The organism is Pedobacter caeni, from assembly GCF_900129215.1.
Classification (GTDB): domain Bacteria; phylum Bacteroidota; class Bacteroidia; order Sphingobacteriales; family Sphingobacteriaceae; genus Pedobacter; species Pedobacter caeni.
The window spans coordinates 48105-74655 of sequence record NZ_FQUQ01000001.1 but is presented as its reverse complement, the minus strand read 5'-3'; the positions used below and the strand labels follow the sequence as shown (position 1 = coordinate 74655).

Genomic DNA, 26551 nt, shown 5'->3' with positions numbered 1-26551 from the left:
CTAGTGTAAAAAACCAAATCCCGATGCTGATCGGGATTGGTCGATGTTTGGCATCGTCAATAATTTAATCAACTGTTTACCGCAATTGTCTCTGGCTTCGAAACTAAAAGACAATCGCTTGAACCAAACTAAACAAATGTATAAAATTTATACCAACAAACCCGGTATGCCCAATCGGCTTGCCGCTAAACTATGGCTGATTATGCGATTAACTACCGTAATATTAATAGCTACACTAATGCAGCTGAGCGCCAAAACACATGCCCAGCGTGTTACATTAAATCAAAAGAACACGGCCCTCGAGAAGATTTTCAGGGAAATCCATAACCAGACGGGATACGATTTTCTATACGATAAAAACTTGCTGGAAACCAAAAAACCAGTGAGCATTGTCGTGCGCAATGAGCCATTGGAAACCGTGTTGCAGAAGTGTCTGGCTGATCAATCTTTGACCTATCTGATTGATGAAAAAGCGATCATCATCAGGAAAAAAGAGAAGTCTGTATTTGAAAAAATAACTGAGTTCTATAAAGCGATTGATATTTCCGGAAAAGTTACTGACGAAAATGGACAGCCATTGATAGGTGCAACGATTGTAATTAAAAGCAGCAAAAGATCTGTCACAACCGACAAAGACGGTGCTTTTCAATTGCAAAACGTGGAAGAAAATGAGTTGCTGCTGATCAGTTACATAGGTTATCAGATCCGGGAGGTAAAAGCGGCTGTGCGGCTTAACATCCGTTTGATCCTGGCCACCAATGAGCTTTCTGAAGTAATCGTTAATAAAGGTTATTATACTGAAAGTCAGAAATTAGCTACTGGTAATACGGTAACAGTAACTGCAAAAGATATTGAAAAACAACCCGTGCTTAACCCTATGCTAGCGCTTCAAGGCAGGGTTGCAGGTTTGCAGATCACCCAAACCAGCGGCGTAACCAACGGCTCTATGAATATTCTGATCCGTGGAAGGTCCTCTCTAAATAATTGGGTAGGCAACAATCCCCTGTTTGTGATCGACGGTATCCCCTATCAATCTGCACTATTGATGGATCCATTGGGAAACAATGGAGGCAATGGTATTGCAGCGGATAGCCCTCAGGGCAACCCTTTAAATTATATTAATCCCAATGATATTGCCAGTATCTCTGTTTTAAAAGATGCCGATGCTACGGCAATTTATGGCTCCCGGGGCGGGAACGGCGTAATTTTGATTACCACTAAAAAAGGTCAGATCGGTGAAATGTCCCTTGGCTTAAACCTTACCCAAGGCTTTATGCAAGCACCGAAACCACTTCAATTGATGAGTGCCCAACAATATCTTGATATGCGCCGCGAGGCTTTCAAAAACGACGGCGTCCCGGTACCAAATATCGCTACCTCCCCTGCCGATCCAAACTATGATGTGAATGGTACCTGGGGCCAGGAAACCAATACAGACTGGCAGAAAGAGCTAATCGGTCATTTTGCAGCCTATACAAATGCCAACCTGTCTCTTTCCGGAGGTAGTGAAAGTATCCAATATGCCATCAGAGGCACTTATAACAGACAAGGCAATCTGTCGCCGGGTAAATTCGACGACCAAAGAGGCGGACTAAACTTTAACATCACCGGCTATTCGAAGAACAAAAGACTGAAGATTGATTTTGCGGGCAGTGTACTCAAAGATAACAACCTGAATTCACAGAGTGATTTGACTGCCTATACCCTCAGAGCACCCAATGCACCTGATTCTTTTAACCCAGATGGGACACTGAATTTTGGCGGTCCTAACTCTGATAACGCGAATAACCCTTACGCTTATAGCCTGCGTACCTATAGTAATAAAACAGATAATACCATCATCAGTTTAAGACCAAGTTACCGCATTGCAAAAGGGTTTGACTTTACAGCAAACCTGGGATTCACCAATTTAAACAGCAATATTAAAATCAAGCAGCCGGTAGCAACTTACTCCCCTTTATATCTTTCACTACTCTCTGCTGCTTCTGTTCCCGCTTTAATCAATACCATAAATCAGCAAAAAAACTGGATTGTGGAGCCACAACTGAGCTATGAGGTAAAAATGAAAGAGGTCAAAATAAGTGCATTAGCTGGAACAACCTTTCAAAAATCAGATAATGAAGGGCATTACTTTGCGGGGACAAATTTTGTAAGCGATGTCGTGATTGGTAATTTGGCTAATGCAGGTTTGCTTGGCGTAGGAGACGGTGGATCATACCAATACAAGTATAACGCAGTTTATGGTCGTTTAAATGCAAACCTGTCCGATAAATACATCCTCAATTTTACGGCAAGAAGAGATGGCTCCTCTAAATTTGGCCCTGGTAAACAGTTTGGAAACTTCTATTCCGCAGCGGCTGCATGGATATTTTCATCAGAAAATTTCATTGAAAATGCGCTTCCCATTCTTAGCGTTGGAAAACTACGCGCAAGTTACGGTACAAGCGGAAACGACAATATTGGTAATTACGCCTACTATGATCTGTATGCCAGCAGAGGTACAAACACCTATCAGGGCCTAACGGGATTTTCCCCGCGGTCTTTGTCAAATCCAAATGTAGCATGGGAGAAAAACGCCAAATTTGAAGTAGCAGTGGATCTTGGTTTTTTCAAAGACAGGATTCTTGCTTCAGCGGCATATTACAGAAATCGCAGCTCCAATCAATTGCTAAACTATACCATACCTTCATTTACCGGTTTTAGCAGTATTCCCAGTTATAATTTTCCCGCAACAGTACAGAACTCAGGTGTAGAGCTGACTTTAAATACCCGCAACGTAATAGCAGGAAATTTTGAATGGAGTTCCGCTTTTAACATTTCCTTTAACCGGAACAAACTGGTAAAGTTTGACAACCTGGAGAATTCAAACTATGCCGGCATTCTGGAAATTGGACAGCCTGTTAGCGGCAGAAGCTACGCATGGATCTATAAAGGTATTGATCCCAACACAGGTTTATATACAGCCCTAAAAAAGGATGGCACTACAGGTTCTGATGCCGGAAATCATGTGAATTTATATGGTGAGTATCAAGTGAAGGCTATCAATACCCTACCTAAGTATTTTGGAGGTTTCAACAACACCTTCAGGTACAAGAACCTACAGCTGGATATCTTTTTACAGTTTGTTAAACAGGTAGGAAAGATTAGTCTGACAAACTATGCACCGGGATATTTCAGTACTGACATTTACGACCAGCTGTTTACCAGTCAGAGCAATGTGCCGGTTGAATTTCTGGATCGCTGGCAGAAACCGGGCGATCAGGCCAAATATCAGCGCTTTACTCAATCTATTGAAGGTTTACGCGCTTTTGGTGCCTGGTCAGAAAGCGATGCCAGTTATGTTGATGCTTCCTATATCCGTGCGAAAAACGTAACCCTTTCTTATCAGCTGCCCAAAGCTTTTAAAGATAAACTGAGGTTAAAAAGTGCAGTCATAAACCTCTCTGCTCAAAATCTTTTTACCATCACTTCGTACAAAGGTCGCGATCCTGAAACGCAGGCCTACACTACGCTCCCACCGCTCAAAGTATTTGTATTGGGCGTACAAATTAACCTTTAAATCTTAGGACAATGAAATACATATATGCTATACTCATTTTGATCTCGTTCAGTACCCTGAACACCAGCTGTAGAAAGTTTGTTGAACTCGATCCGCCTGATGACAGACTAACGGGTTCCACCGTTTATTCCACTAATGAAACTGCAACATCCGTATTAAATGGCTTGTACATACGCATTGGTGAAACCAATAATGTTATCAATTCTTTAGTTACGCCATATATGGCTATGGCTGCAGACGAACTCAAAAATTATTATGTAAGTTCGACTTCACAATACACCCAGCTGTACCAAAATAATGTAAAAAGTGATAAAGAGATTTACTGGTCGACTACTTACACGCTGATTTACAATTGTAATGTGGCCATCGAAGGTATAGGAAATAGCACGAAGCTAAATGAGCAGCTCAAACAGCAGCTTCTGGGTGAAGCAAAATTTATGCGTGCTCTTTGCTATTATTACCTGGTGAATACTTATGGTAAAGTTCCCTTATTAACCAGTCCTGATTATCGTCTATATACCCTGGCTAAGCGTGCCGAAGTCTCAGAAGTTTATGCACAGATCATCAGCGATTTGCAGGATGCCCAAACCAAATTGAGTAAAAACTATTTAAATGGGGATGCTTTAACGCTTGGCAATGAGAGGGTTCGTCCTACATATTGGGCAGCTACGGCTTTGTTATCCCGTATTTACTTGTATAACAAGCTATGGGCAGAGGCAGAGTCTGCAGCATCGATTGTGATCAACAATACCGCGTTATTTTCCATGGTGCCAACCGTCTCCGTTTTCCTTAAAAACTCCAGCGAATCGATATTCCAGTTACAAACAGTTATTCAAAGCAATTATGCCTTATTCGACGCCCGGACTTTCGTGCTGACAAACACTATTGGAACATCCTCAAACCCGGCTTCAATTAGTCCTCAACTGGAACAGGCATTTGAAGCAAAAGACAAAAGAAAAACCGACTGGACAGGGCTTGCAACCATTGGTGGAGTAGCTTACCGTTTCCCATACAAATACAAAGCGAACACTGCTGCCCTGGCTGCATCTAAACCAGAATATTTGACCTTGTTGCGCTTAGCTGAACAGTATTTGATCCGTGCAGAAGCGCGTGCGCAACAAAATAACATCGATGGGGCACAGTCGGATATTAATGCCGTCCGTAACCGTGCCGGATTGGAAAATACCACGGCAAGCACACCGTCAGAACTACTGGATGCGGTGATGAAGGAAAGGCAAACAGAATTATTCTGCGAGCAGGGTCATCGTTGGTTTGACCTGAAGCGCAGCGGCCGTATTGATGAAGTTATGAAAGTCGTGACACCGACAAAAGGCGGCACGTGGGAATCTTATAAGCAATTAATGCCTGTTCCTGCCTTTGAAATTGGCTTAGATAAATTTCTGGACCAAAATCCAGGATACAATTAAACAAAAAATATGACAAAATACACGATCATGCTCGCGGTATTAATTTCAACCGGAGCTTACGCACAGCGTAAAACACCGGGTTCTTTTGTCCTTCAAGGTAAGATTCTACAGATAAAAATCCAGATCAGAACCCAGGTTATAATTGATGATTAGTGCGATACAAATACGTAATATATCAAACATCTAAAATTATATCCTGGCTTTACACAGCAAATAATTAATAAAAACTCAACTTAAAAAATGGAACAAATTTCAAAAAAAATCGTACTTACGATAACCTTTATCGCGGCATTACATACTGCAGGTTTGGCACAAAAATCAACCAAATTTTTCATCAATGGTGCTTTTAAAAATATGGCAGCAATGCCAGACAAAGTTTTCCTGATATATCCGGATTACTTAAGTAAGAAAACTGACAGTGCAACCGTTGTTAACGGAACCTATAAATTTACTGGAGAAACAGAGAACGATGCGATAGAATTAACCTTGGCGTTGGGCCCTGAGTTGAATCCAATGCAGGTAACAGAAAGTGTTAAGGCCCGCTTGATCATTGTTAAAGGTGAAACGAACGTGATTTCGGATGGTTCCATTTCAAATGTTACAGAAACCGGAGCATCCGCTGAAGTATATCATCAATACAGTCAGATTTTCGAAAAAGCTTTCAAAGGGGTGAAAATTCTTGTAGAAAAAATGCAATCTGTGAGCTATTTGACACGTAATGATGCAAGAACGCAGGCCATGAAAGAATACGAAGTTAGTTATGCAGACCTGAATGAAGCCCAGTCACGGTTTGTTAAGCAGCACCCTGCCTCAACGTTAACGCCACTAATGGTTTACTATCTTGCTGAAGCTAGTTCAGTAAGTAAAGGCAGAGCAGATTCACTTATTGCCATTCTAGAAAGCAAAAATGAAAGCAGCAAAATAAGAAGCGTAGCTTTGACCAGGCTTAACGAAAAATCGGCCCAGGCTTCCTTAGAAATGACTGTATCGGAAGGGAAACAGGCACCTGATTTTACACAAAGTGATGTAAATGGTAAGTCAGTAAAGTTATCTGATTTCCGGGGAAAATATGTGCTGCTTGATTTCTGGGCGTCATGGTGCGGACCATGCCGTGCTGAAAACCCGAATGTGGTAAAAGCATTTAATGCCTTCAAAGACAAAAACTTTACTGTTCTGGGTGTTTCACTGGATAACCCCGGTAAAAAAGATGCATGGCTTGCTGCTATCGAAAAAGATGGCTTGGTATGGACACAGTTATCTGACCTGAAAGGCTGGGACAATGCGGCTTCAAAAATTTATGGTGTACGTAGTGTCCCGGCAAACTTCCTGATCGATCCTTCAGGAAAGATCATTGGTAAAGATTTGAGAGGTAAGGCCCTAAATGACACTTTAGCTAACCTATTCGGTAAACAGTAAATTTAAACTTGATATAGAAAATCTAACATGGACGGCAAATGCCGCCCATGTTAGTTTATGCCTAGCTAAAGGTATATAAAATTAAGCGGGTCAAGCTTACAGGCCTGGAATAAACGTAATTATAAATATGCCGCATTTTCGGGGTCGGCAATCACATTCCTATGTTGCTTTCCCCAATCAATTAAGCTTTCAACAAGTGGATAAATTGACTGGCAATAGGCCGACAGCGTATACTTTACATCCTTAGAAAAATCGGGATCTTCTGTTCGTATAATTAGTTTATTAAGTGCCATTGATTCCAGTTCTCTGGAAAGCATAGCGAAAGTAATTCCAGATATACTCCTGGCAATTTCCCTATAACGATGGTTACCATTGTAAATGGCAATTATCACATACATACGCCATTTCCCGCTGAGCACATATAAAGCATCTGCGGCATATTTGATATCTTCCTTGTCCTTGTAATTGCACAGATAAGGTTTGATGATTTTGCTTTCTTCCATTGTACGTGCTATTATGCATTATAGCATTCCAGATAGTGATGATTTACCGCTCTATATTTGAAGTAAAATTAAACATTAATTTCATTATGACACAAATTGGAAATATAGAATTTAAAGGTAAAAGCTATACCACATTACACATAAACGTATCAAGCAACGTAGCCACTGTCTCTTTAGACAATGCACCGGTAAATGCTTTAAGCGGTAAGATGATGAAGGAACTGCAACAATTACTTAAAGATCTTTCTGAGGATTCTCTGATCAAAGTAATTGTATTTGATAGCAAAAACGCTGACTTTTTTATTGCACACGTAGATATTAATATCCTTAATGAGAAGGATATTTTGGAAGAATTGGCAAATGAGGCTGCTGAAGGGTTGAACATTTTCCAGAATTTAGGAGAAGTGCTCAGGAATCAGCCACAGATTACTATCGTGAAGCTAAAAGGCATTGCACGGGGCGGGGGCGCTGAATTCGTTGCAGCCGCAGATATGAGTTTTGCATCTCTGGAAAAGGGAAAAATTTCTCAGTGTGAAGCACTCATGGGTATCATTCCCGGAGGTGGCGCCACACAGTACCTATCATCTAAAATGCCTCGCGGGCGTGTACTCGAAATCATCTTGGGCTCCGACCTTTTTGACGCAGAAACTGCCGAACGCTATGGCTGGATAAACCGTGCAGTAAAAGATTCAGAAATAGACAAATTCGTTTCCCGGCTGGCAGAAAATATTGCTTCCTTACCAGAAGGCGTAATGCATACCCTGAAAGCTGTATTGCCCCCTGAGCGTTTTACGTCAGGTTTTAAAACTGAGGATGATGGCTGGGCTAAGTTAGCGTTTGCTGCCAAAGCGGGCGACATCATGAGTCTCGCCATGCAAAACGGAGCGCAGACTATTGATGGGGAACTAAGAATTGAAGAATTATTACGGCGATTAGTCTGATCGTTTATTCCCGGAATGCTTGTAATGCATGGGTCTTACATGCATTTATAATTTTGTAGAGCACACGAAGTAAAACCTGGTAATCAGTTAAAAGCCTGACGAAATTCCAGTGGGGATAAATTCGTCTTCTTTTTGAAAAGCGTGCTAAAGGATTGCGCGTGCTCAAAGCCCAAGGCATAGGCGATCTCGCTGACCGAAAGACTGGTCGTGGAAAGTTTTTCTTTGGCTTTCGCGATCAGTTTTTCATGAATATGTTGCTGTGTGTTCTGCCCGGTATGAACCCGAAGCAGGTCACTCAGGTAGTTCGGCGACAGGTTCATCTGCGCAGCAATATATTGTACCGTGAGCAAACCCTTTACCTCACTGTTAAAGTAGTCATCGATCAACTGCCCGAACCTGGTCAGCAGCGTTGAATTGTTATTCTTGCGGGTCAAAAACTGGCGCTCATAAAAACGGTTGGAGTATTTTAGCAGGCTCTCTATCTGAGTCAGAATGATCTCCTGGGTATACTTATCGATATGCTGGCACTCCTTATCAATTTTATGGAGAATCGTGATCAGGTCATCTTCTTCCCCGGCCGACAGGTGCAGCGCTTCGTTAACCGCGTAATCGAAAAAACCGTAGTGATGAATGCTGTTTGCCAGCGTGTGCTGTAACAGGAAGTCCGGGTGAAAGATCAGGAGATAACCGGACCCGCATTCCATATTTTGCAGGTCCAGTTGTTGCACCTGGTTAGGCGCGGTAAAACTCAATACCCCTTTATCGTAATCATAATGCTGCTGTCCGTACCTGATCTTGCCTTTGGCTTCACGTTTAAGCGCCACGCAATAAAAGCGGTTAACGAAACCTTTCCAGATCTCGTCTTCCAAAAACACACTTTCTTCCAGATTGATCACGCTCACCAGCGGGTGGCGAGGTTCTGTTAAGGACAGCAAACGGTGAAATTCCGATATGGAGTTAATGGCGTTCATAAACAAAATTAATCAATTAAACCCATACTGAACTCGTCATAAGGCGCGCCGGTATCCGTACCTAAAGGCACGATGCTTTCCAGTTGTGATAGATCCGCCTGAGTGAATACAATATTTGTTGCCGTAATGTTTTGTTCCAGATACTTCCGGCGTTTCGTTCCCGGGATCGGCAGGATGCCTTTGCTCATGATCCAGGCCAAAGCCAGCTGCGACGAAGTGACGTGTTTGGCTTCAGCCATTGCTTCGATAGCTTTCACCAATTCCATATTCTTGTCGAACTGTACGCCCTGGAAACGCGGGATTGCCCTGCGGAAATCATGCTCAGGCAGGTCATCGATACTTTTGATCTGTCCAGATAAGAATCCACGGCCCAGCGGTGAGTAAGCTACAAAACCAATACCCAGTTCCTTTAAGGTTGCCAAAACTCCACGTTCTTCCACCCTCCGCTCGAACAAAGAGTACTCGCTCTGTACAGCAGTGATTGGGTGCACGGCATGCGCCCGCCTGACCGTTTCAGACGAAACTTCCGACAAACCGATATAACCCACTTTACCTTCCTGAACCAGCTCAGACATAGCCTCAACTGTTTCCTCAATCGGTGTATTTTTATCCAGTCGGTGCAGGTAATACAGATCGATGTAATCTGTATTCAGATTTTTGAGCGAACGCTCCAAAGATTTCTTTACATAACCTTTCTTAGCATTGATGGCCCAGGTTACCTTATTGTCATCATCGATCTCCCAGCCAAACTTGCTCGCCAAAATATACTGATCACGTTTACCACTAATCGCTTTAGCGATCAACTGCTCATTCTTCAGCGGCCCGTACAGATCGGCGGTATCTAAAAAATTACCGCCTAACTCAAGCGAGCGTTGGATCGTCGCGATGGCCTCCTGCTCATCCGCAGGACCATACATATGCGCCTCTTCAAAACCCGTCATGCCCATACAGCCCAAGCCTATCACTGGCACAACCAACCCCTGGCTGCCCAATGCTATTTGTTTTATTTCCATGATCCAAAGATCGATAAGCCAAATATCGCGCATGTATGCAAACCCCTGAAGCTTGTAAGCAAATCAAGGAATGATTTTTTAAAAGTCTATAAACGCTTCGAAATATATTTAGCTGCTGTACTGGTCAGCCACCTACTGAAAAGCAAAATGACCCATCGAAAAGTTATTCTGCAAATTTCATAAACATGAGGACTGGTTCTTTGTCAAGTTTGTGAAATACACGGATCTTATTATTCTTTAATAAAAGTGAGCATTAAATCTGAAACAATTTTTGATTGATCTTTATGAACTTCATGTCCACCAAATGGAATGTTCAATAATTTTCCATTTTTTAAATAGCTTGCCAATATCACTGCACTTTCACGGGAAAACAGATGATCTTCGTCTCCCCGCACTATTAATGCGGGACAGTTAATCTGTTTCACATTATTACCAGGATATCCTCCTGCTTCTGATTCGTCTAACCACATGTGCTTGAGATTGTCTACCAGGATTTTAAAATCAATGTTGGGGTTAATAGACTCATAGAGTTGATACGATTCATTAAATTTTTCCTTCCAGCTTTCGGGAGTTACTTTTAGAAGAAAACCGCGTGTTAAATCGAGGTCTTCTTTTCTCCATGGTGCTGCAATAGAAACAAGTTTACTGACCCTTTCTGAATCAGAAATTGCAATACGGTGAGCTACCATGCCTCCATCACTAAAGCCAATTAAAATAATTTTACTGATTTTTAAGTGATCTAATAATCTCTCTGCGTCATCTTGTAACAGCTTATAGTTAGAGGTTGATCTCCCAAGGTGGACTTTCCTTGTCCTCGGGCGTCCATTGCAATAACTCGGAATTCAGATAAAAAATTGCTGATAACAGGCTCAAAATCTTCAAGTGTGCCAAAGCCGCCATGTAACATCAGAATAGGAAAACCTGACGGATTACCCAACTCTTCGTAATAAATTGATGCGCCGTTAATTGATATACTTTGCCCTGTCTTATGTTTCAATATTTGCATAAATTTCAAGTTAGTTGATTGCTATAGTTACTGATATGACACTTATTTGAAGGTAATTACTAAAAGTGGAGTTCTTTCTACACGTGCAAAACGAAGTTATGAAAAAGAGAACATTACTTTGATTTCAAAAATCTGAAACTTTCGTCTATTTTTGAGTTACCTGCAAGCATATCGAAATCCCAATTCAAAAAAATCTTGTGAAAATCAAATAGTTTTGCAACCGACGTTAAACTTTTTTGTCTTATTGAAATATGGGCAATGAAAGCAACCTATTTTCTGACAAACTATTAGTAGAAAAAATATTGAGTGGCAACACGCAGGATTTTGCTATGGTAGTGAAAAATACAGAAAGATTGGTCGCCCAAATTGTTCGGAAAATGGTTGCAAACCAAGAAGATCAGAAAGACCTTGTGCAGGATATTTATCTAAAAGCCTATCAAAGCCTGCCATCATTCAAATTTCAGTCTAAGTTATCAACCTGGATTGCTACTATTGCTTACAATAGGAACATAAACTATCTTGAAAAGAAGAAAATTCCTCTGTGCGACATTGACAGCGTGCAGGAAAGCAATTTTGCACTGCAGGAAAACGTAGAAAAAGGAATTTTCAAAAAAGAAACCGCACAAATACTTAACAACGAAATCAATAAGCTCCCCCCTTTGTACAAAACGTTAATATCGCTTTACCATATAGAAGAATTGCCCAACAGGGAAATTGCTGAAATTACCGGTTTGCCGGAAGGTACCATAAAAAGTTATTTATACAGAGCAAGAAAAATACTGAAAGAAAACATTGAAAACAATTATAAAATGGATAGCTATGGACAATAATCATTTGACTGACGACATCATACAAGCCTATATTGTGCGGGAAGTAGCCGATAACAAGATAGCTTTACATATTTCAGCATGTGCTATCTGTAAAGCTAAACTGGAATCGTATCAGGTTTTAATGCGTGCAATGGGTAACATCGAACCTGAAACTTTTTCTTTTGATGCGACAGCCCTTGTAATGCAAAAAATTGAGCAATCTGAAAACAAGAAAATAACAATCGGCAGTTATGCCTTAACGGCATTTTTGGCAATTTTAATTTTGGGTGTTTTTGTAATTTGCATTCCTCTTATAAGGCCTGTTTTTCAGGTCTTTCATTCGATGATTGCTAATGCGTTAATATTAGTGTCTGCTCTTAGTGTTTTTATTTTCTTATTGACAGCTGTTTTGAGGCAATACAAGCAAAAGGAAATGTTGCTTACAGCATAAATTTTGCAACCGAAATATTAGCTGTCGGTCTAATCAGATAGAATTCAAAATTTAAATAAAATGAAAAAATTAATTTTAAGTAGTATGGGCTTTTCATCATCTATTTTTGTTTTTGCACAAGAAAAAACGAATGGTGTTCCTGCTTCCTCACTACCAAATTTAAACCAAAATATAATGGAATCAGCAAATCAAAACCTTCATATCGAAACCATTGTTTCCCTTATTATAATTGGATTATTGGTTTTTTTTACAATTTCTATATTAAAATATATTTTAGAACATCGTCTGAAAAATAAAATTATTGAGAGGGGAATTTCTGAACAATTATCAGCTTCCATTCTTGAAAAAAACGGCAAAAACAAATACGATGAAGCCATGAAGTTAGCAATTTTGCTATGTAGCATTGGAGTTGGTTTAATCTTGACATACTGCACGATGCCTTTGCACATTCATTCCCTTGCTATTATGGCATTTAGTATTGGTGCTGGTTATTTAGGTTATTTTTTCTACTTGAAAAATCAAAACAGATAGTTTTCAACCCATAACATTTTTGGACAATATCAACAACTTCATCAGGTGGTGGAGAAGGAAAGGTATTGCCTTGTAAAAACGAAAAATCAATTTTAAAACATAAAACAATGAAATATAAAATCACCTTCGTATTCCTTTTTGCTGTTCAGATACTATTTGGGCAAAAAAATATTCAAAGCATAGACAGCTTGCTAAGTTCCTTATATGCAAAGAGCAGAATAAATGGCAATGTACTAATTGCAGACAAAGGCAATATCATTTACAATAAAAGTTTTGGCATGGCTAATGAAAGTACCAGGCAAGAATTAAATGAAAATTCCATTTTTGATTTAGCTTCAGTCTCCAAACAGTTTACGGCTATGGGTATTATGCTGTTGAAAGAAAAGGGGAAATTAAAATTGGATGAGCCGTTTTCAACATACATTCCCGAGTTATCTTTTTACAAAGGCGTTAGCATAAGACATTTACTCAACCATACCGGAGGTTTACCTGACTATATGGAAATATTTGAAAAGTCATTTGACAAAACCAAAATAGCTACCAATAAAGATATCATAGATTATTTTTCCAAAGAAAAACCAAAAGCATTGTTTACTCCAAATTCCAAATGGGAATACAGTAATACCGGATATGCCCTATTGGCAAGCATTATTGAAAGAGTTTCCGGATTAAAATACGGTGATTTTCTATCGAAGAATATTTTTAAACCTTTAGAAATGAAAAATACATTTGTACAAAAAAATAAACATCTATCAAATGAAATTAAAAATCTGGCACATTCCTATGCATATTCGGATAGTTTGAAGTCATTAGTTCTTACTAATGAACTGGAAGAATATAATTACGTAAAAATGCTTAGCGGTATCGTAGGCGATGGTGGAGTTTTTTCTACTGTATTGGACTTATTAAAATGGGACAGATCCTTATATACGGATAGACTGATCTCCGCAGAAGGAAAAAAAGAAATGTTCAGACCGGCTGTATTGGCTGATGGCTCCAATTTTAATTATGGGTATGGTTGGCAACTCGACAGTAACGCAGTGTTTGGTAAGATAGTATCACATACCGGTGGTTGGGCTGGCTATCTTACTTTAAACGAGCTACATATTGATAATGACAAAACAATCATTATACTTTTTAATCACAAAGGGTCAGAAATTGTCAACAAAACCATTCGCTACGCATCATATGAGTTACCAGAGCCAAATCCGACAGGTAAAAAGGAAATAATTTTAACGCCAGAACAACTCAACAAAATCGCAGGGGTTTACCAAATTCAAGAAGGAATGGAGTTTTTCATTACTTTGAATGGAGATGAGCCTTACGCATCTATGACAAATCAAACGCCGTTAAGAATTTACGCTGAAAGCGAAACTTCGTTTTTCTTAAAAGAATTTGATGCCACAATCCTATTCGAAAAAGATGAAAATGGAAATGTTTGCAAACTCACTTTTTCTCAGGGGAAGCGCAAAATGAAGGCAAAGAGAATTAAATAGTGAATCATACCAAAATTTCAGAGAAGCAAATAAAATTTATCTGCTTCTCTGAAATTTTTGTTTGTGGTATCGATTGGAATTGAACCAGAAACGATGATTTTCAGCTATTTGCCAATACAACAAACACAAACAGCTATTAAACAGATAGTTACACTGAAAATGGAAAAAAATAAAAAACAGCCTTTTTTCATTCAATAAAGTTCCTTTTTATGTGGAAAACTGACTTTTATTTGTTTATATAAACTAGGGTTAGGCAAGTATTATAGATTTAATTTCGCTACTGCTTTCAGAATTTGAGGACGGCTTGGCGGATTTTCCCCTTCTTGTAATGCCTGTTCAAATACATGTTTCGCATTTTTCATCATCTTAAATCCTTTTTATAAGTAAACGGATATGCTAACTAGATCCTCAAGCCAAATTAAGGTCAACTCAAATAAGCGTCTGTGAGTGTATCAAGCACCACAATGGAGTAAGTTAAACTTGAAGCTGCATTCATCCAAACCTTGGAGTTATCAGGTAAGGTTAAAATATAGGTTTCGCCTTTAGCGGTACTTAAGGTATTTATTTTCATAGAAATTGTTATCGTGGATTCCATAAACTATATGGCCGGCTGTTGTCTTAATTATACTAGTGCCAGCCTCTTTTGCTATTTCACCGTCAGCTACATCGCCCAGACTGATTTTTTTACCACTAGCAAGGGTAACCGTTGCACCGACCTTCCCGGGAGCAATGTCATGTGCAATTATTATATGTAAATAATTCGGAATTATCTTTCGAAATCAGAACGATTATAGCTGCCACGGCTTTCAAGGGGACCCATTCACATGAAAACCTCTGATTGTTACCTCATCAATAGCTACGTCTTACCTAGCCCATAAAAAGTACCCGTTCTATGAGTCTAGTGCGTGCAAGGTATGGCCGAAATACGATCAAGGCCGAAAATTTTATCCTAAAAGATCCATCGAAGATCAAAATCCAAGAGATTAAGTCATCACTACTTTAGAAACGAGCATCATTAATAGATTTTTCTTGTAAAAATGCGTTACTTTATTTTTGCTAATACTCAAGCTATCAATAAAGATGTTAATCAATTTAAAAAGTTCGATACATGAATAACAAAGCTAACTACTGGATAGATCGTCTAGATCTTCAACCTCACCCTGAAGGTGGTTATTATAAAGAAATCTTTAGGTCTAGTACTGAAGTCTTTCGTAAAAACGAAAGTGAAACCAAAAAAATCGCTTTCACATCAATTTACTACTTACTTGAGACTAATGATTTCTCCGGCTTTCATCGCTTGAAGTCTGATGAGATTTGGTACTTCCATGATGGTCAGCCAATAAATATCCATATTTTGAATGCAGATGGGAGTTATAAATGTGTAGAGCTGAGTAATTCGGAAAATGGTAGTTTACAGGCTTTCATTGAGCCAAATTGCTGGTTTGCGGCTGAGATTCCATCGAAATTAGACTTTGCGCTTGTAAGCTGCGCAGTGGCACCTGGTTTCGATTTTTCGGAATTTGAGATGGCCAGCAAGAGTTCGTTGAATATCATTTATCCGCTTCAAAAAAATCTAATCGAGAAACTTTGTCGATTTTAAAATAATTCCAAAATCCAACCTCGGCAATGGTGTTTTCCGCAGTGTTCACAGATTCTTTGGATGTTGATGTTTGAACTCATTGTTTTCTTTTTTGTTCCTTCTCATTATCCCATTAGCATCCTTTTTGCACTTAAATCATCGGTAGTTATCTCTCCCTTTTTTAGCCCATTTTAGGGTAATTAAAGAGAATTAAGGGTAATTAGGTGCCATTAAGCGCAATGTTTTAACCTGAATTTTTTAAAGGGTAAAGTTTTGCGCTTGAGGTACAAATGAGGAACAAATGTGTGAAAAACTATGGCAATTACCCAAGAATCTTGACAAAAGAAATACACATAACCTACTAACAATAAACTACTTACTACTCATTGTTCAACATGATTATTCGTAATTATACAGGACTACTTGCCGATACAGAACTTACTGAATATATTCTCCAGCAAATCATCCGTCGTCACTTGTCCCGTAATCTCACCTAAGTAATAAAGCGCCTGTTTGATATCCATCGCTAAAAAATCAGAAGTTACCGGATTCAACAACCCATTCGCAACACTACTTAACGCAGTCTGCGTTCTCTGTAAGGCCTCCACATGTCTGATGTTCGTTACCATCGTATGATTCGCGGATAACTTATCTCCTACTGCAGTATTATAAATCAGTTCCTTCAATTCCTCAATCCCTTGATTCCCTTTCGCAGAGATCGCAATAAAATTGATATCAGCAGGAAGATTTAACTCCTTAACCTTATCATTATAAGAAAGATCGATCTTATTCGCTACCGCAACAAAAGACAGTCCTGGTCTGTATAAACTTACAATATCCTCTTTAATCTCAGACGCAGAAAGGTTCACCACATCAAACAAATACACCAACACTGCAGACTGACTGATCTTCTGCATGGTCTTCTCTACCCCTATTGCCTCAATCGTATCCGTAGCCTCTCTTATTCCTGCTGTATCGATCAACCTGAAATTAATCCCGTTGATATTCAGTACTTCTTCAATCGTATCCCTTGTAGTCCCTGCGATCTCACTCACAATCGCTCTATCTTCATTTAACAGCGCGTTTAGTAAAGTTGATTTACCCGCATTTGGCCGACCTGCAATTACCGTATTGATTCCTTCTTTAATCACGTTCCCCAATTCAAACGAACGGATCAGTTTATTGATCACCAAAGTGATCTTATTGATCAACTCCTGTAACTGATCTCTGTTCGCAAACTCCACATCTTCTTCAGAAAAGTCAAGTTCCAGTTCTATCATCGAAGCAAAGTGGATCAATTGTTCCCTTAACAAATTCAGTTCTGTACTAAATCCGCCTCTCAACTGGTTCATGGCTACGCTATGTGCTGCCTGAGAATCCGAAGAAATCAAATCTGCAACTGCTTCTGCCTGGGAAAGATCTAATCCTCCATTTAAAAACGCCCTTAAGGTAAATTCTCCGGGTTTAGCGGCAGATGCTCCCCTTCTGATCAGCAAAGAAATGATCTGCTGAATGATATAATTAGACCCATGACAAGAAATCTCAACGACATTCTCCTTCGTATAAGACTTTGGTGCAACAAATAAACTTACCACCACCTCATCAATCACCATATCTCCATCCTTGATCAGGCCAAAGTGTAAGGTATGAGAATCCTGCTTCAGCAGGTCCTTTCCACTAAAAACTGAATTGGTGATAGAGATCGCATCCTTACCTGAAAGGCGAATTACACCTATGGCACCGATTCCGGGCGGGGTAGATAAGGCAACTATGGTTTCATTACTGATCATAAGAAGAAATATACTGTGTTTGGATTATTTACAAAACTAGCCAAACATTTCATACCTTACCGTGTTTACCTTTTGAAAAAACAAATAAACGACAAATCAAGCCGTATTATCGCTCTAAAAGCCCAGTTCCTTATGAAAGACATGCCCCTAACCGTAAAAAGATCCATTGAACTCCTCGGAATCGTCCTCGTTGGCGCGCTCTTGGTCATTGGAAAAGACATCATCATGCCTGTAATCATGGCATTTTTCATTAGCATCGTGCTACTTCCTGTATTCCGCTTTTTAAGGAAATACAAGTTTCCTGAAATTGCTGCGATTATCCTTCCCATCCTTCTCGTGGTCATCTTTGTGGGTGCGATTGTCTGGTTCTTCTCCGCACAAATTGGCGTATTGGCAGCAGACTTCCCTCAGATCAAGAGCAATGTAAACTCTCATTTGAAATCACTGAGCGAATGGTTCAGCACCATCAGTCATGTCTCTACAAAGGAACAAATGAAGTTCATTACCGAAAAGAGTGATGATTTATTGGGAATGGCCGGAAAAGCAGCCAGTGGTGCAGCAGTAACGTTAAGCTCCATATTTGTATTTGTTGGCCTTCTGCCCATCTACATCTACCTGATGCTTTTTTACAAAGACATTTTACTACGTTTTATTTTCATGTGGTTCAAACCAGATCACCATCCAAAAGTAAAAGAGGCCATTTACGAAACTGAGGCAATCATCAAAAACTACCTGGTAGGATTGCTGATCCAGGTCACCTATATGACCATCCTTTTAGGAGGTATTCTATTATTGATAGGCATCAAACATGCCCTGTTGATAGGCGTTATTTTCGCCATTTTAAACCTGATCCCTTATGTAGGTGCATTAATCGGAAACATCATCGGTGTATTGCTGACCCTTACGGCTTCTACTGAATTATGGCCGGTAATTACTGTTTTAGGTGTAATTGCAGTAGTTCAATTCCTGGATAACAATATCCTGATGCCTAAAATTGTAGGCTCTAAGGTGAAGATCAATGCACTCTTTGCCATCCTTGGAGTGATTATCGGGGGAAGTATTGCCGGCGTTTCGGGAATGTTCCTTTCCATGCCGATCATTGCGGTACTGAAAGTAATCTTCGACAGAACAGAGATGTTCAAACAATGGGGCGTATTATTGGGGGATGAAAGGCCGGCAAAAAGCCCTATGACCTTTCCCTCTTTCAGGAAGAAGAAAACTGTCCCTACAGAGTCCGGAGTAAATAAATAACCCAAATAGCGAATATTTTACTATATTAACATCAAAAAACGCCTCCAACATCAAAATTAACAAATTTCAAACCTATGGAAACAAACTTTAACTCATCAACAGACAATGGAAAGACAGCTGCAATTGTCAGCTACCTTACACTTATAGGATGGCTTGTCGCCTATTTTGGCATGTACAAAGACAAAAAAACAGACCTGGCTAGTTTTCATCTCAGACAAACTCTGTTGCTTTTTATCATTCTCTTTGGTTTAAATATTGCACTGAGCATTGTGATTGCAATCATGCCTTTTGATGGAGGTCTGATCTATAAAATCGTATACCTGGGAATATTTATCCTATGGATCATCGGTTTCATCGGGGCTCTTCAGGGAGAAAAGAAAGAAATGCCTTTGATCGGTAAAGCGGCACAGACGATGTTCCCCAATATCTAGGTCATTAAATTTTAAGAAAAGGCAGGGCTTATATTTATAGGTACTGCCTTTTTTTATATACAACTAGTCCTCAGGCACTTTTGAGTTGTATTACATAGACAACCTAAAAACTTTGTCTATGTTAAACCCCAATAACAATTTTGAACATGCCGATCTGGCTTACCTGCCTCCTGAGCTCCACCTTTTACTCCCCTTTGCCCGAAAAAGGCTCATTCCCAAAGGAGGTTACCTTATTGAAGAAGGTATCGTCAGCCATTATTTTTTTCTTGTAGTGGATGGCATTTTCCGCACGTTCAGAACGATAGATTCCGAAGAATACATTACAGGTTTCACCTTCCCCGGTGATATTGACGGCTCTGCTTACTCTTTCTTTAACGCAGCCCCTGCAAATGAAACGATACAAGCCATAACAGAGGCAAAGATTCTGGTTTTCTATAAAGCCGATTTTACCGATCAAAAGAGAAAAGACTCCGCTTTAGAGGATTTTATACTGAAACTCCTGTCCAACTACATTAACATCCTGCAGAACCGGCTACTCGAACATCAAAGCATCACTGCCGAAGAACGCTACCTGCTCTTACTTAAACAGCAACCCATTGAATCAGCCAGAATCCCCCTCACCTATATTGCCTCTTTTCTGGGCATTTCCAGGGAACGGCTCAGCCGGATCAGAAAACTGGTCCAGGTTTGACTTAGGTCAAATTAACTGTAAAAACCAGACAATAGCTTTGCTTCAACATAAAACAAACCATGATGAAGAAACTATTTGTATTGCTTGGTATACTCTGCCAATTCAGCCCCTTAAACAGCACTGCACAAAAAAGAGCAGAGATCCCCATTGGTATTGAGTTCTATAACCATACCATTGGTCTCCCATTTGACAACCCCAATAAAAAGCCATTTAACTTTGGCCTGGCCATCACCAGCTCCTATCCGCTTCTGCTGAAAAAACACTCAAAAATCACTCTTGATGGTGAACTGGGATATTTTAAACACAAAGAACTTGCCACAGGAATCAACATCAATACCGGCCTCAGCTACACCTTTACCACCGGTATTGGAATTTATTTTGCCGCAGGGATCCCCCTGGGCTATATCCGCACCTTTAATGCCTATGACCTGTACTCCTTAAATGACAACGGGGAATATGAATTGAGTAAGGATAAGGGCAGGTCTTCTCTTTTTCTGGGTTATAGCCTCCAGGTTGGTTATGATTTCAGAAAAAAATTAAACATCCCATTTTCCTTTTATGTAAAAAACGAATGGTGGTTACAAACAAACTACAGCAAATACCTCCCCTCTCTGCTCCAAAATACCCTACGCATAGGAATAAACATTTACCCATTTAAACAGAACTAGAAAATGAGAAGTCAATTATTATCCGCATTCATCCTGATCTTCAGCATCCTGAATTTTTCCTGTAAAAAAGCCGGAAATCTTCCCGTGGACCTCAATGGCAGCATAGATTTTGAAAACCATAGCGCAGAACATCCGGACAAAGAAAAGTTTCAGAACATCCTGAATAAATATAAAAAAGATGGAATTCCCGGCGTCTCCATGCTTGTTTACACCCCTGAAAAAGGTATGTGGATCGGTACAGCCGGATACAGCTCTATAGAAGATAAAGTTCCGATGAAACTATTCAACGTTTTTCATTCCGCAAGCGTGATTAAAACCTATATGTCGGTCGCAACACTTAAACTGGCAGAAGAAGGAAAGCTGAAACTAAGTGATAAGATCGATCAATACCTGCCGGCAGCGTACAGCGATAACATTGCAAATGCGCATGAAGCGACAATTTTAAACCTTTTAAACCACTCTTCGGGTATCCCTGATTTTTTATTTGAGTCCAGTCATGAGACAGATTACTACAATAACTTCTATGCTACATTCAGCACGACCGATTACCTGAAATATATCTACCATAAAAAGGCCCTGTTCCAGGTTGGAGAGAAATTTGAGTACTGTAATACCAATTATATGTTGCTCGCACTGGTCCTGGACAAAGTCTATGGAAGTCATGCCAGCCTGTTGACAGACCGTATTTTTAAACCTTATGGATTGCTGCATTCCTATTACAAAGATGAAACAGGTTATCCTGCACCCTTTGGTACAGTAAATACTTATGTAGACCTGTACGGAGATGGGAAACTCCAGAATTCATCAGGTTGGGAACGTAATTTTGCAAAAAACAACATTGGTCATGATGGAATGTTGTTTACCACTCATGATTGCTTTCTGTTTTTTAAAGCCCTTTTTATTGACAGGAAGATCATCAACGGGCAATCCTTACAGACCATGCTTGATTTTAAACCAGCCCGGGATCCCATTAACGGATACAGTTTTGAAGGAGCTTTGGGAATAGAAAGAATCACCAGTCCGAAAGGTTTACAAAGGATTTATCATGTTGGCGCTTCCCTGGGCGGAGCCAACTGGGTATGTTATTACCCTCAAAAAAATGCGGTGATCGTCATTAATGCCAACTTCGGAGGGATTATTGACTCCCCGATTGCAAATATGTTTCTTGGATATAAAGGACGTGGCAAAACTGATGGAATCCTGGAAGCAGTTGAAGCCGCTATATTTTAACTCAGTAAAACTTATTTAAAAACTCATCATACCAGGGCATTTTCAGCTTCCAATCTGCATTAATGCAGAGTAAGGTATCATAATAAAAGCTTGCCTGTTCTTTGTTTTTTAAAAGGACATGGCAGGCTGTTATGTTTCTCAAACACATCTCTTTGCAAGTGAAGGAAGAAGTCGAAATCAACAAAGGCCAGCGGTACTTATCTAAAACCGGATGTTCTTCAAAATACTCCAGGCTCCTGGTAAAGCTTTCCAAAGCTGCTTCATAATGGTTGAGTTTTAGAAACATCATCCCTACCCTAAAACTGTTTCTATGCAGGCGTTGTTGTGTAAACAATACTACACAGAATGCAAAATATCCAAAGGCAGCTCCCCAATATTCAGGAATCACCAGGATAAATGAAAGTGTGAATATCATCGCTATCACAAAATGAATAAGCAATCCATAAACAGACAGACTCTGGTCAATTTTAAACATAGCCATCTGAAACAAAAAAGGTGCCGTTAAAAACAGCACCTTATATCTTCATACCAAAACAGGTCTTACATTCTTTCCGGAACGGTAATCCCTAAAATCCTCATTCCTGATTTAAGAATACTTGCAGTTACTGCACTGATATTTAAACGATGGTGTTTCAATTCCTCATCTTCTTCCTTCACAATTGGTGGAACTTCATGATAGAACTTATTGAACATCTTCGCCACCTCATACAGGTAATTGGCTAAACTTGCAGGGCTGTACACCTTTGCAGCAGCCACCAGTTCTACAGGATATTTGGCCAGTAACATGATCATCTCACGTTCTGTAGCTGTTAATACCACGTTTTCTGCTCCTCCTTTCGCAGCATCATATCCTGCTTTACTCAACAGTGATTTGATACGTGCATGGGTATACTGGATAAACGGACCTGTATTTCCCTGGAAATCGATAGATTCTGCAGGATCAAACAACAGGCGTTTCTTAGGCTCTACCTTTAACAGGAAGTATTTTAATGCACCTAATCCTATGTTCTTATATAAGTTCTCTTTTTCTTCTTCAGAAAAGTCGTTGACCTTTCCTAAAGCTTCGGTCTTCTGTTTAGCAGTTTCCACCATTTCGGCCATCAGGTCATCGGCATCTACTACAGTACCTTCCCTCGACTTCATTTTACCGCTTGGCAAATCGACCATGCCGTATGATAAATGGTGTAATCCTTTAGCCCAGGTTTTACCCAGTTTCTCCAGGATCAGAAACAAGACCTTGAAGTGATAATCCTGCTCATTTCCTACCACGTAAAGCGAATCATCCATTTGGAAATCATCGTGTTTCATTTGAGCAGTTCCCAGATCCTGAGTGATGTATACCGAAGTACCATCGGCACGCAATACCAGTTTCTGATCCAGACCATCTGAGGTTAAGTCAATCCATACAGAACCGTCCGGTTTTTTAAAGAACACCCCTTTTTCAAGACCTTCTTCCACCGTACCCTTACCTAAAAGATAAGTGTTGCTCTCATAGTAATATTTATCGAAGTCTACGCCCATGGTTTTGTAAGTCACGGCAAAGCCCTCATACACCCAACCATTCATCGTTTTCCATAACGAGATCACCGCTTCATCCCCATTTTCCCAATCCAGTAGCATTTTCTGCGCTTCTTTGATCAATGGAGCATTCTTTTTAGCTTCTTCTTCCGTTTGTCCTTCTGCTTTTAAAGCTTCAATTTCTTTTTTGTACTCTTTATCAAAGATGACATAGTATTTTCCTACCAGATGATCTCCTTTTAACAAAGAACTTTCAGGCGTTTCGCCATTTCCCCATTTCTGCCAAGCCAGCATGGATTTACAGATATGGATCCCTCTGTCGTTTACCAGGTTTACTTTAAATACCTCATGACCGCTTGCTTTCAGCAATTCAGCAACAGAATAACCCAACAGGTTGTTTCTTACGTGTCCAAGGTGCAATGGCTTATTGGTATTTGGCGAAGAATATTCAACCATTACTTTTTTGCCATTCGCTGGTACAAGACCAAATTCAGGGCTTAGCAAGTCCTGATTAAACAGGCTTAACCAATAGCTGTCTGCTACCGTTAAATTTAAAAAGCCTTTCACTACATTAAATGCAGTCACTTCTTCAATATGTTCTACCAGGTATTCTCCAAGCTCAGTGGCCGTTACTTCCGGTGATTTCTTAGAAAAGCGCACTACAGGGAACACCACAATGGTGATCTGTCCTTCAAATTCTACTCTGGTATCTTGTAAACTAACCTGGTTTTCAGGAATCTCCTGATCGTATAAATGTTTTACTGCAGCTATCGTTGCAGTGGTAATATGTTGTTCGATATTCATAATTTACTCGTTTCTAAAAGCGTTCGTCGCTTTAATTAAAATCTCAAAGGCATGTTCGGCCATTTGATTCTCTCTGTCGAGAGTAGGGTTTACTTCTACAATTTCGAAGCAGCATACCTTTTGGTTGGTGATCAGCCCGGACATTAGCTTTCCTGCTTCTCTTTCAGTTAGTCCTTGTGCAACCGGTGTTCCCGTTCCCCGCGATGCGGTAGGGTCCATAGAATCTACATCAAATGATACATAGATCAGGTCGCAATGGTCAAGGTAAACTAAAGTGTCGATTACTGTCCGCTCTACTCCTCTTTTCCGGACATCAGCAGTCGTATAAATTTTCACTTTGTTTTTCTTCAGTAAAAATTCTTCCGGCTTCTCCATATCCCTTGCAGAAATCAGTACAAGATCGCGATAATTAATCTTAGGTGCGATATTTCCCACGTTTTTTAGCTGATACCAGTAGTTGATTGTCTCCTGATCCAGCTTGTTCACTTTCGACTCTAAATTATCTTCGTCGAGCGCCATCGCCAAGGGCATTCCGTGCATATTTCCGGAGGGAGTTGTGTAAGGGGAATGTAAATCTGAGTGTGCATCGATCCAGATTACCCCTAATCTCGACTTCGGATAGGCTGCTTTTATGCCGGCAATTGTGCCCGCAGCAGTACTGTGATCACCCGCCAAAACCACCGGAAATTCCTTCTGGTCCAGCGTAGTTTGTACCATTTCACTCACCCGCTCCACCATGGTTAAAATACCGGAAATCCGCCGTGCATAGGGGCTGCCGGTACCTTCAAGCAATAAATGGTTCTCATTAGGCACCTCAACAGATTTGTGTTTCTTAAAAAATCTGCTCCCAAAATCCAGTGCTGCAATCTTAATCGCGTCTACTCCTAAACTAGCTCCGCGGGTACCGGCGCCGATCTCGGATTTTACCTCAATAATTTTTAAAGTCTTAGTCATAAAAAAAAATACAAGTGTATTTTATAAAGTGTTTATCTTTGGAACCGAAATTAACTCATTTTAATTTGCTACTCCTTTAAATAATTGTTCAAAAATATAAAAAATGCAGAGTTACTCCGAATTTCTTGATCTAAGTGTTGGTTTTCCTCAGGAAGGTTACAGCGTTATAGACGACGAATTATATTTTCAAGATCTCAATCTGATGGAGATGATTGAAACCTATGGTACGCCATTACGTTTCACTTACCTCCCAATGATAAGTAAGAAAATCCAACAAGCCAAATTATTATTTCAAACGGCGATCATTAAGAACAATTACCGTGGGGATTATAAGTATTGTTATTGTACTAAAAGTTCGCACTTCAGGCACATTGTTGAAGAAGCCTTGAAAAATGGCATCCATTTGGAAACCTCATCTGCGTTCGATATGCCCATGATTGAGGCATTGGAGAAAAAAGGTTCCCTTACCAAAGACATTACGGTGATCTGTAATGGATTTAAAACCTACCAGTACAAACAGTATATCATCGATATGTTGCATGATGGTTATAAAAACATCATCCCTGTATTGGACAACAAAGAAGAGTTTAACCTTTTCGATGATGAAGTAGAACTGGATACACCTTGTAACCTTGGAATCCGTATTGCGGCAGAGGAACAACCGGATTCACAATTCTATACCTCCAGATTAGGGGTACGTATGGAAGATGTAATCGATTTCTACAACAATAAGATCTCGGCAAATCCAAACTTCAGGGTGAAATTACTTCACTTCTTTATCAACTCCGGAATCACAGACTCTCCATACTACTGGAATGAGCTGGAAAAATACGTGACCTTGTATTGCAAGTTTAAAAAGATCAATCCTGAGCTGGATACTTTAGATATCGGTGGTGGTATGCCATTTAAAGATTCTCTTGTATTTGATTTCGATTACGAATACATGGTGAATGAAATCGTAAAAAGGATTAAAGAGATCTGTGCAGAGCACGATGTGGTAGAACCGGATATCATTACTGAATTCGGAAAATACACCGTTGCAGAAGCATCTGGTATCCTGTACAAGGTACTGGGTCGTAAACAACAGAACGACAGGGAAAAGTGGCTGATGCTGGATGGTTCATTCATCACCAACCTGCCTGATGTATGGGCTTTAAACCAAAAATACATCTTATTGCCGATCAACAACTGGGATGCAGAATATGAGCGGGTAAACTTAGGCGGAATCACTTGTGATGGCCAGGATTACTACAATCAGGAAGCACACATGAACAGTGTATTTATGCCTAAAACACGTAAAGTGCAATACCTTGGTTTCTTCAATACCGGAGCTTACCAGGAAGTACTGAGTGGTTATGGTGGAATTCATCACTGCTTGTTGCCAAGTCCTAAACATGTGATCATTCGCAGAAACAGAGATGAAACCTTCAACTTTGAGGTCTTCGGAGAAGAGCAAAACAGTAAACAGGTATTAAAAATTCTAGGTTACGCTTAAACCTGGATCAAAGCATA

At 40.0% G+C, this 26551-nt stretch carries 24 protein-coding genes; 15 read left to right on the top strand and 9 right to left on the bottom strand.

Annotated elements, in window-relative coordinates:
* The first annotated feature begins 136 nt into the window (after positions 1-136).
* The 3 genes from BUC20_RS00340 to BUC20_RS00330 all read left to right on the top strand — a co-directional run bounded on the left by BUC20_RS00340 (position 137) and on the right by BUC20_RS00330 (position 6402).
* Entirely contained in the window at positions 137-3559 is a 3423-nt protein-coding gene (locus BUC20_RS00340; RefSeq protein ID WP_159441018.1) for a SusC/RagA family TonB-linked outer membrane protein, read from the top strand.
* Between the two features lie 11 nt (positions 3560-3570).
* Positions 3571-4986, top strand: coding sequence for a RagB/SusD family nutrient uptake outer membrane protein (locus tag BUC20_RS00335; protein ID WP_073225975.1), 1416 nt, complete (start codon positions 3571-3573; stop codon positions 4984-4986).
* Positions 4987-5226: 240 nt separating this feature from the next.
* Complete coding sequence (locus BUC20_RS00330; protein WP_073225972.1) at positions 5227-6402, top strand: TlpA disulfide reductase family protein; 1176 nt, start codon at positions 5227-5229, stop codon at positions 6400-6402.
* Positions 6403-6521: 119 nt separating this feature from the next.
* Here the strand turns inward: BUC20_RS00330 and BUC20_RS00325 are convergent, their stop codons facing one another.
* Positions 6522-6905, bottom strand: a complete 384-nt coding sequence (locus tag BUC20_RS00325) for a winged helix-turn-helix transcriptional regulator (RefSeq protein ID WP_073225970.1) — start codon at positions 6903-6905, stop codon at positions 6522-6524.
* Positions 6906-6991: 86 nt separating this feature from the next.
* Between BUC20_RS00325 and BUC20_RS00320 the strand changes: the two genes are divergently transcribed.
* Positions 6992-7846 carry an enoyl-CoA hydratase/isomerase family protein gene (locus tag BUC20_RS00320; RefSeq protein ID WP_073229279.1) on the top strand — a complete coding sequence of 285 codons (855 nt, stop codon included), beginning with the start codon at positions 6992-6994 and terminating at the stop codon, positions 7844-7846.
* An 83-nt stretch (positions 7847-7929) separates the two neighbouring features.
* On the opposite strand, the gene BUC20_RS00315 is transcribed toward BUC20_RS00320, so the two are convergent.
* The 4 genes from BUC20_RS00315 to BUC20_RS33515 all read right to left on the bottom strand — a co-directional run bounded on the left by BUC20_RS00315 (position 7930) and on the right by BUC20_RS33515 (position 10836).
* Complete coding sequence (locus tag BUC20_RS00315; protein ID WP_073225967.1) at positions 7930-8817, bottom strand: helix-turn-helix domain-containing protein; 888 nt, start codon at positions 8815-8817, stop codon at positions 7930-7932.
* 8 nt (positions 8818-8825) lie between these two features.
* Positions 8826-9830, bottom strand: a complete 1005-nt coding sequence (locus BUC20_RS00310; protein ID WP_073229277.1) for an aldo/keto reductase — start codon at positions 9828-9830, stop codon at positions 8826-8828.
* A gap of 230 nt (positions 9831-10060) precedes the next feature.
* The gene (locus BUC20_RS00305; RefSeq protein ID WP_234994465.1) at positions 10061-10600 is read right to left on the bottom strand and encodes an alpha/beta fold hydrolase; all 540 of its coding nucleotides are present in this window, start codon (positions 10598-10600) and stop codon (positions 10061-10063) included.
* The gene (locus BUC20_RS33515) at positions 10570-10836 is read right to left on the bottom strand and encodes an alpha/beta fold hydrolase (RefSeq protein WP_084528376.1); all 267 of its coding nucleotides are present in this window, start codon (positions 10834-10836) and stop codon (positions 10570-10572) included. The genes BUC20_RS00305 and BUC20_RS33515 overlap by 31 nt, the downstream gene beginning before the upstream one ends.
* Before the next feature lie 251 nt (positions 10837-11087).
* Here BUC20_RS33515 and BUC20_RS00300 point away from each other — a divergent pair, with 251 nt between their 5' ends.
* The 5 genes from BUC20_RS00300 to BUC20_RS00280 all read left to right on the top strand — a co-directional run bounded on the left by BUC20_RS00300 (position 11088) and on the right by BUC20_RS00280 (position 15723).
* Positions 11088-11666, top strand: coding sequence for an RNA polymerase sigma factor (locus BUC20_RS00300; protein ID WP_073225964.1), 579 nt, complete (start codon positions 11088-11090; stop codon positions 11664-11666).
* The gene (locus tag BUC20_RS00295; protein ID WP_073225962.1) at positions 11656-12096 is read left to right on the top strand and encodes a hypothetical protein; all 441 of its coding nucleotides are present in this window, start codon (positions 11656-11658) and stop codon (positions 12094-12096) included. Before BUC20_RS00300 ends, BUC20_RS00295 begins: the two co-directional genes overlap by 11 nt.
* 60 nt (positions 12097-12156) lie before the next feature.
* Positions 12157-12627 (top strand): hypothetical protein, encoded by a 471-nt coding sequence (locus tag BUC20_RS00290; protein WP_143166649.1) that lies wholly within the window; start codon positions 12157-12159, stop codon positions 12625-12627.
* Positions 12628-12734: 107 nt separating this feature from the next.
* Positions 12735-14123 carry a serine hydrolase gene (locus BUC20_RS00285; protein ID WP_073225956.1) on the top strand — a complete coding sequence of 463 codons (1389 nt, stop codon included), beginning with the start codon at positions 12735-12737 and terminating at the stop codon, positions 14121-14123.
* 1108 nt (positions 14124-15231) lie between these two features.
* Positions 15232-15723, top strand: a complete 492-nt coding sequence (locus BUC20_RS00280) for a cupin domain-containing protein (protein WP_073225954.1) — start codon at positions 15232-15234, stop codon at positions 15721-15723.
* A 398-nt stretch (positions 15724-16121) separates the two neighbouring features.
* Here the strand turns inward: BUC20_RS00280 and mnmE are convergent, their stop codons facing one another.
* Positions 16122-17492, bottom strand: a complete 1371-nt coding sequence (gene mnmE, locus BUC20_RS00275; RefSeq protein ID WP_073225952.1) for a tRNA uridine-5-carboxymethylaminomethyl(34) synthesis GTPase MnmE — start codon at positions 17490-17492, stop codon at positions 16122-16124.
* A gap of 132 nt (positions 17493-17624) precedes the next feature.
* Here mnmE and BUC20_RS00270 point away from each other — a divergent pair, with 132 nt between their 5' ends.
* The 5 genes from BUC20_RS00270 to BUC20_RS00250 all read left to right on the top strand — a co-directional run bounded on the left by BUC20_RS00270 (position 17625) and on the right by BUC20_RS00250 (position 21763).
* Complete coding sequence (locus BUC20_RS00270) at positions 17625-18743, top strand: AI-2E family transporter (RefSeq protein ID WP_073229274.1); 1119 nt, start codon at positions 17625-17627, stop codon at positions 18741-18743.
* Between the two features lie 74 nt (positions 18744-18817).
* Complete coding sequence (locus tag BUC20_RS00265) at positions 18818-19174, top strand: DUF4870 domain-containing protein (protein WP_073225949.1); 357 nt, start codon at positions 18818-18820, stop codon at positions 19172-19174.
* A gap of 118 nt (positions 19175-19292) precedes the next feature.
* Positions 19293-19865 carry a Crp/Fnr family transcriptional regulator gene (locus BUC20_RS00260; protein WP_073225946.1) on the top strand — a complete coding sequence of 191 codons (573 nt, stop codon included), beginning with the start codon at positions 19293-19295 and terminating at the stop codon, positions 19863-19865.
* Positions 19866-19924: 59 nt separating this feature from the next.
* Positions 19925-20533 (top strand): hypothetical protein, encoded by a 609-nt coding sequence (locus tag BUC20_RS00255; RefSeq protein ID WP_073225944.1) that lies wholly within the window; start codon positions 19925-19927, stop codon positions 20531-20533.
* A gap of 3 nt (positions 20534-20536) precedes the next feature.
* Entirely contained in the window at positions 20537-21763 is a 1227-nt protein-coding gene (locus BUC20_RS00250; RefSeq protein ID WP_073225941.1) for a serine hydrolase domain-containing protein, read from the top strand.
* Position 21764: 1 nt separating this feature from the next.
* On the opposite strand, the gene BUC20_RS00245 is transcribed toward BUC20_RS00250, so the two are convergent.
* The 3 genes from BUC20_RS00245 to BUC20_RS00235 are packed head-to-tail and all read right to left on the bottom strand — an operon-like array spanning position 21765 to position 25039.
* Positions 21765-22244, bottom strand: a complete 480-nt coding sequence (locus tag BUC20_RS00245; protein ID WP_143166648.1) for a hypothetical protein — start codon at positions 22242-22244, stop codon at positions 21765-21767.
* 59 nt (positions 22245-22303) lie between these two features.
* Positions 22304-24085, bottom strand: coding sequence for an arginine--tRNA ligase (gene argS, locus BUC20_RS00240; RefSeq protein WP_073225936.1), 1782 nt, complete (start codon positions 24083-24085; stop codon positions 22304-22306).
* Positions 24086-24088: 3 nt separating this feature from the next.
* Positions 24089-25039 carry an arginase gene (locus tag BUC20_RS00235; protein ID WP_073225933.1) on the bottom strand — a complete coding sequence of 317 codons (951 nt, stop codon included), beginning with the start codon at positions 25037-25039 and terminating at the stop codon, positions 24089-24091.
* A gap of 103 nt (positions 25040-25142) precedes the next feature.
* Between BUC20_RS00235 and BUC20_RS00230 the strand changes: the two genes are divergently transcribed.
* Positions 25143-26534, top strand: a complete 1392-nt coding sequence (locus BUC20_RS00230) for an arginine decarboxylase (RefSeq protein WP_073225930.1) — start codon at positions 25143-25145, stop codon at positions 26532-26534.
* The last annotated feature ends 17 nt before the right edge of the window (positions 26535-26551 follow it).

What these genes read in the sequence shown, in the direction of transcription:
- BUC20_RS00340 (WP_159441018.1), top strand. Translation starts at nt 137, where the DNA reads ATGTATAAAATTTATACCAACAAACCCGGTATGCCCAATCGGCTTGCC.
- BUC20_RS00335 (WP_073225975.1), top strand. Translation starts at nt 3,571, where the DNA reads ATGAAATACATATATGCTATACTCATTTTGATCTCGTTCAGTACCCTG.
- BUC20_RS00330 (WP_073225972.1), top strand. Translation starts at nt 5,227, where the DNA reads ATGGAACAAATTTCAAAAAAAATCGTACTTACGATAACCTTTATCGCG.
- BUC20_RS00325 (WP_073225970.1), bottom strand. Translation starts at nt 6,905, where the DNA reads ATGGAAGAAAGCAAAATCATCAAACCTTATCTGTGCAATTACAAGGAC.
- BUC20_RS00320 (WP_073229279.1), top strand. Translation starts at nt 6,992, where the DNA reads ATGACACAAATTGGAAATATAGAATTTAAAGGTAAAAGCTATACCACA.
- BUC20_RS00315 (WP_073225967.1), bottom strand. Translation starts at nt 8,817, where the DNA reads ATGAACGCCATTAACTCCATATCGGAATTTCACCGTTTGCTGTCCTTA.
- BUC20_RS00310 (WP_073229277.1), bottom strand. Translation starts at nt 9,830, where the DNA reads ATGGAAATAAAACAAATAGCATTGGGCAGCCAGGGGTTGGTTGTGCCA.
- BUC20_RS33515 (WP_084528376.1), bottom strand. Translation starts at nt 10,836, where the DNA reads ATGCAAATATTGAAACATAAGACAGGGCAAAGTATATCAATTAACGGC.
- BUC20_RS00300 (WP_073225964.1), top strand. Translation starts at nt 11,088, where the DNA reads ATGGGCAATGAAAGCAACCTATTTTCTGACAAACTATTAGTAGAAAAA.
- BUC20_RS00295 (WP_073225962.1), top strand. Translation starts at nt 11,656, where the DNA reads ATGGACAATAATCATTTGACTGACGACATCATACAAGCCTATATTGTG.
- BUC20_RS00290 (WP_143166649.1), top strand. Translation starts at nt 12,157, where the DNA reads ATGAAAAAATTAATTTTAAGTAGTATGGGCTTTTCATCATCTATTTTT.
- BUC20_RS00285 (WP_073225956.1), top strand. Translation starts at nt 12,735, where the DNA reads ATGAAATATAAAATCACCTTCGTATTCCTTTTTGCTGTTCAGATACTA.
- BUC20_RS00280 (WP_073225954.1), top strand. Translation starts at nt 15,232, where the DNA reads ATGAATAACAAAGCTAACTACTGGATAGATCGTCTAGATCTTCAACCT.
- mnmE (WP_073225952.1), bottom strand. Translation starts at nt 17,492, where the DNA reads ATGATCAGTAATGAAACCATAGTTGCCTTATCTACCCCGCCCGGAATC.
- BUC20_RS00270 (WP_073229274.1), top strand. Translation starts at nt 17,625, where the DNA reads ATGAAAGACATGCCCCTAACCGTAAAAAGATCCATTGAACTCCTCGGA.
- BUC20_RS00265 (WP_073225949.1), top strand. Translation starts at nt 18,818, where the DNA reads ATGGAAACAAACTTTAACTCATCAACAGACAATGGAAAGACAGCTGCA.
- BUC20_RS00260 (WP_073225946.1), top strand. Translation starts at nt 19,293, where the DNA reads ATGTTAAACCCCAATAACAATTTTGAACATGCCGATCTGGCTTACCTG.
- BUC20_RS00255 (WP_073225944.1), top strand. Translation starts at nt 19,925, where the DNA reads ATGATGAAGAAACTATTTGTATTGCTTGGTATACTCTGCCAATTCAGC.
- BUC20_RS00250 (WP_073225941.1), top strand. Translation starts at nt 20,537, where the DNA reads ATGAGAAGTCAATTATTATCCGCATTCATCCTGATCTTCAGCATCCTG.
- BUC20_RS00245 (WP_143166648.1), bottom strand. Translation starts at nt 22,244, where the DNA reads ATGGCTATGTTTAAAATTGACCAGAGTCTGTCTGTTTATGGATTGCTT.
- argS (WP_073225936.1), bottom strand. Translation starts at nt 24,085, where the DNA reads ATGAATATCGAACAACATATTACCACTGCAACGATAGCTGCAGTAAAA.
- BUC20_RS00235 (WP_073225933.1), bottom strand. Translation starts at nt 25,039, where the DNA reads ATGACTAAGACTTTAAAAATTATTGAGGTAAAATCCGAGATCGGCGCC.
- BUC20_RS00230 (WP_073225930.1), top strand. Translation starts at nt 25,143, where the DNA reads ATGCAGAGTTACTCCGAATTTCTTGATCTAAGTGTTGGTTTTCCTCAG.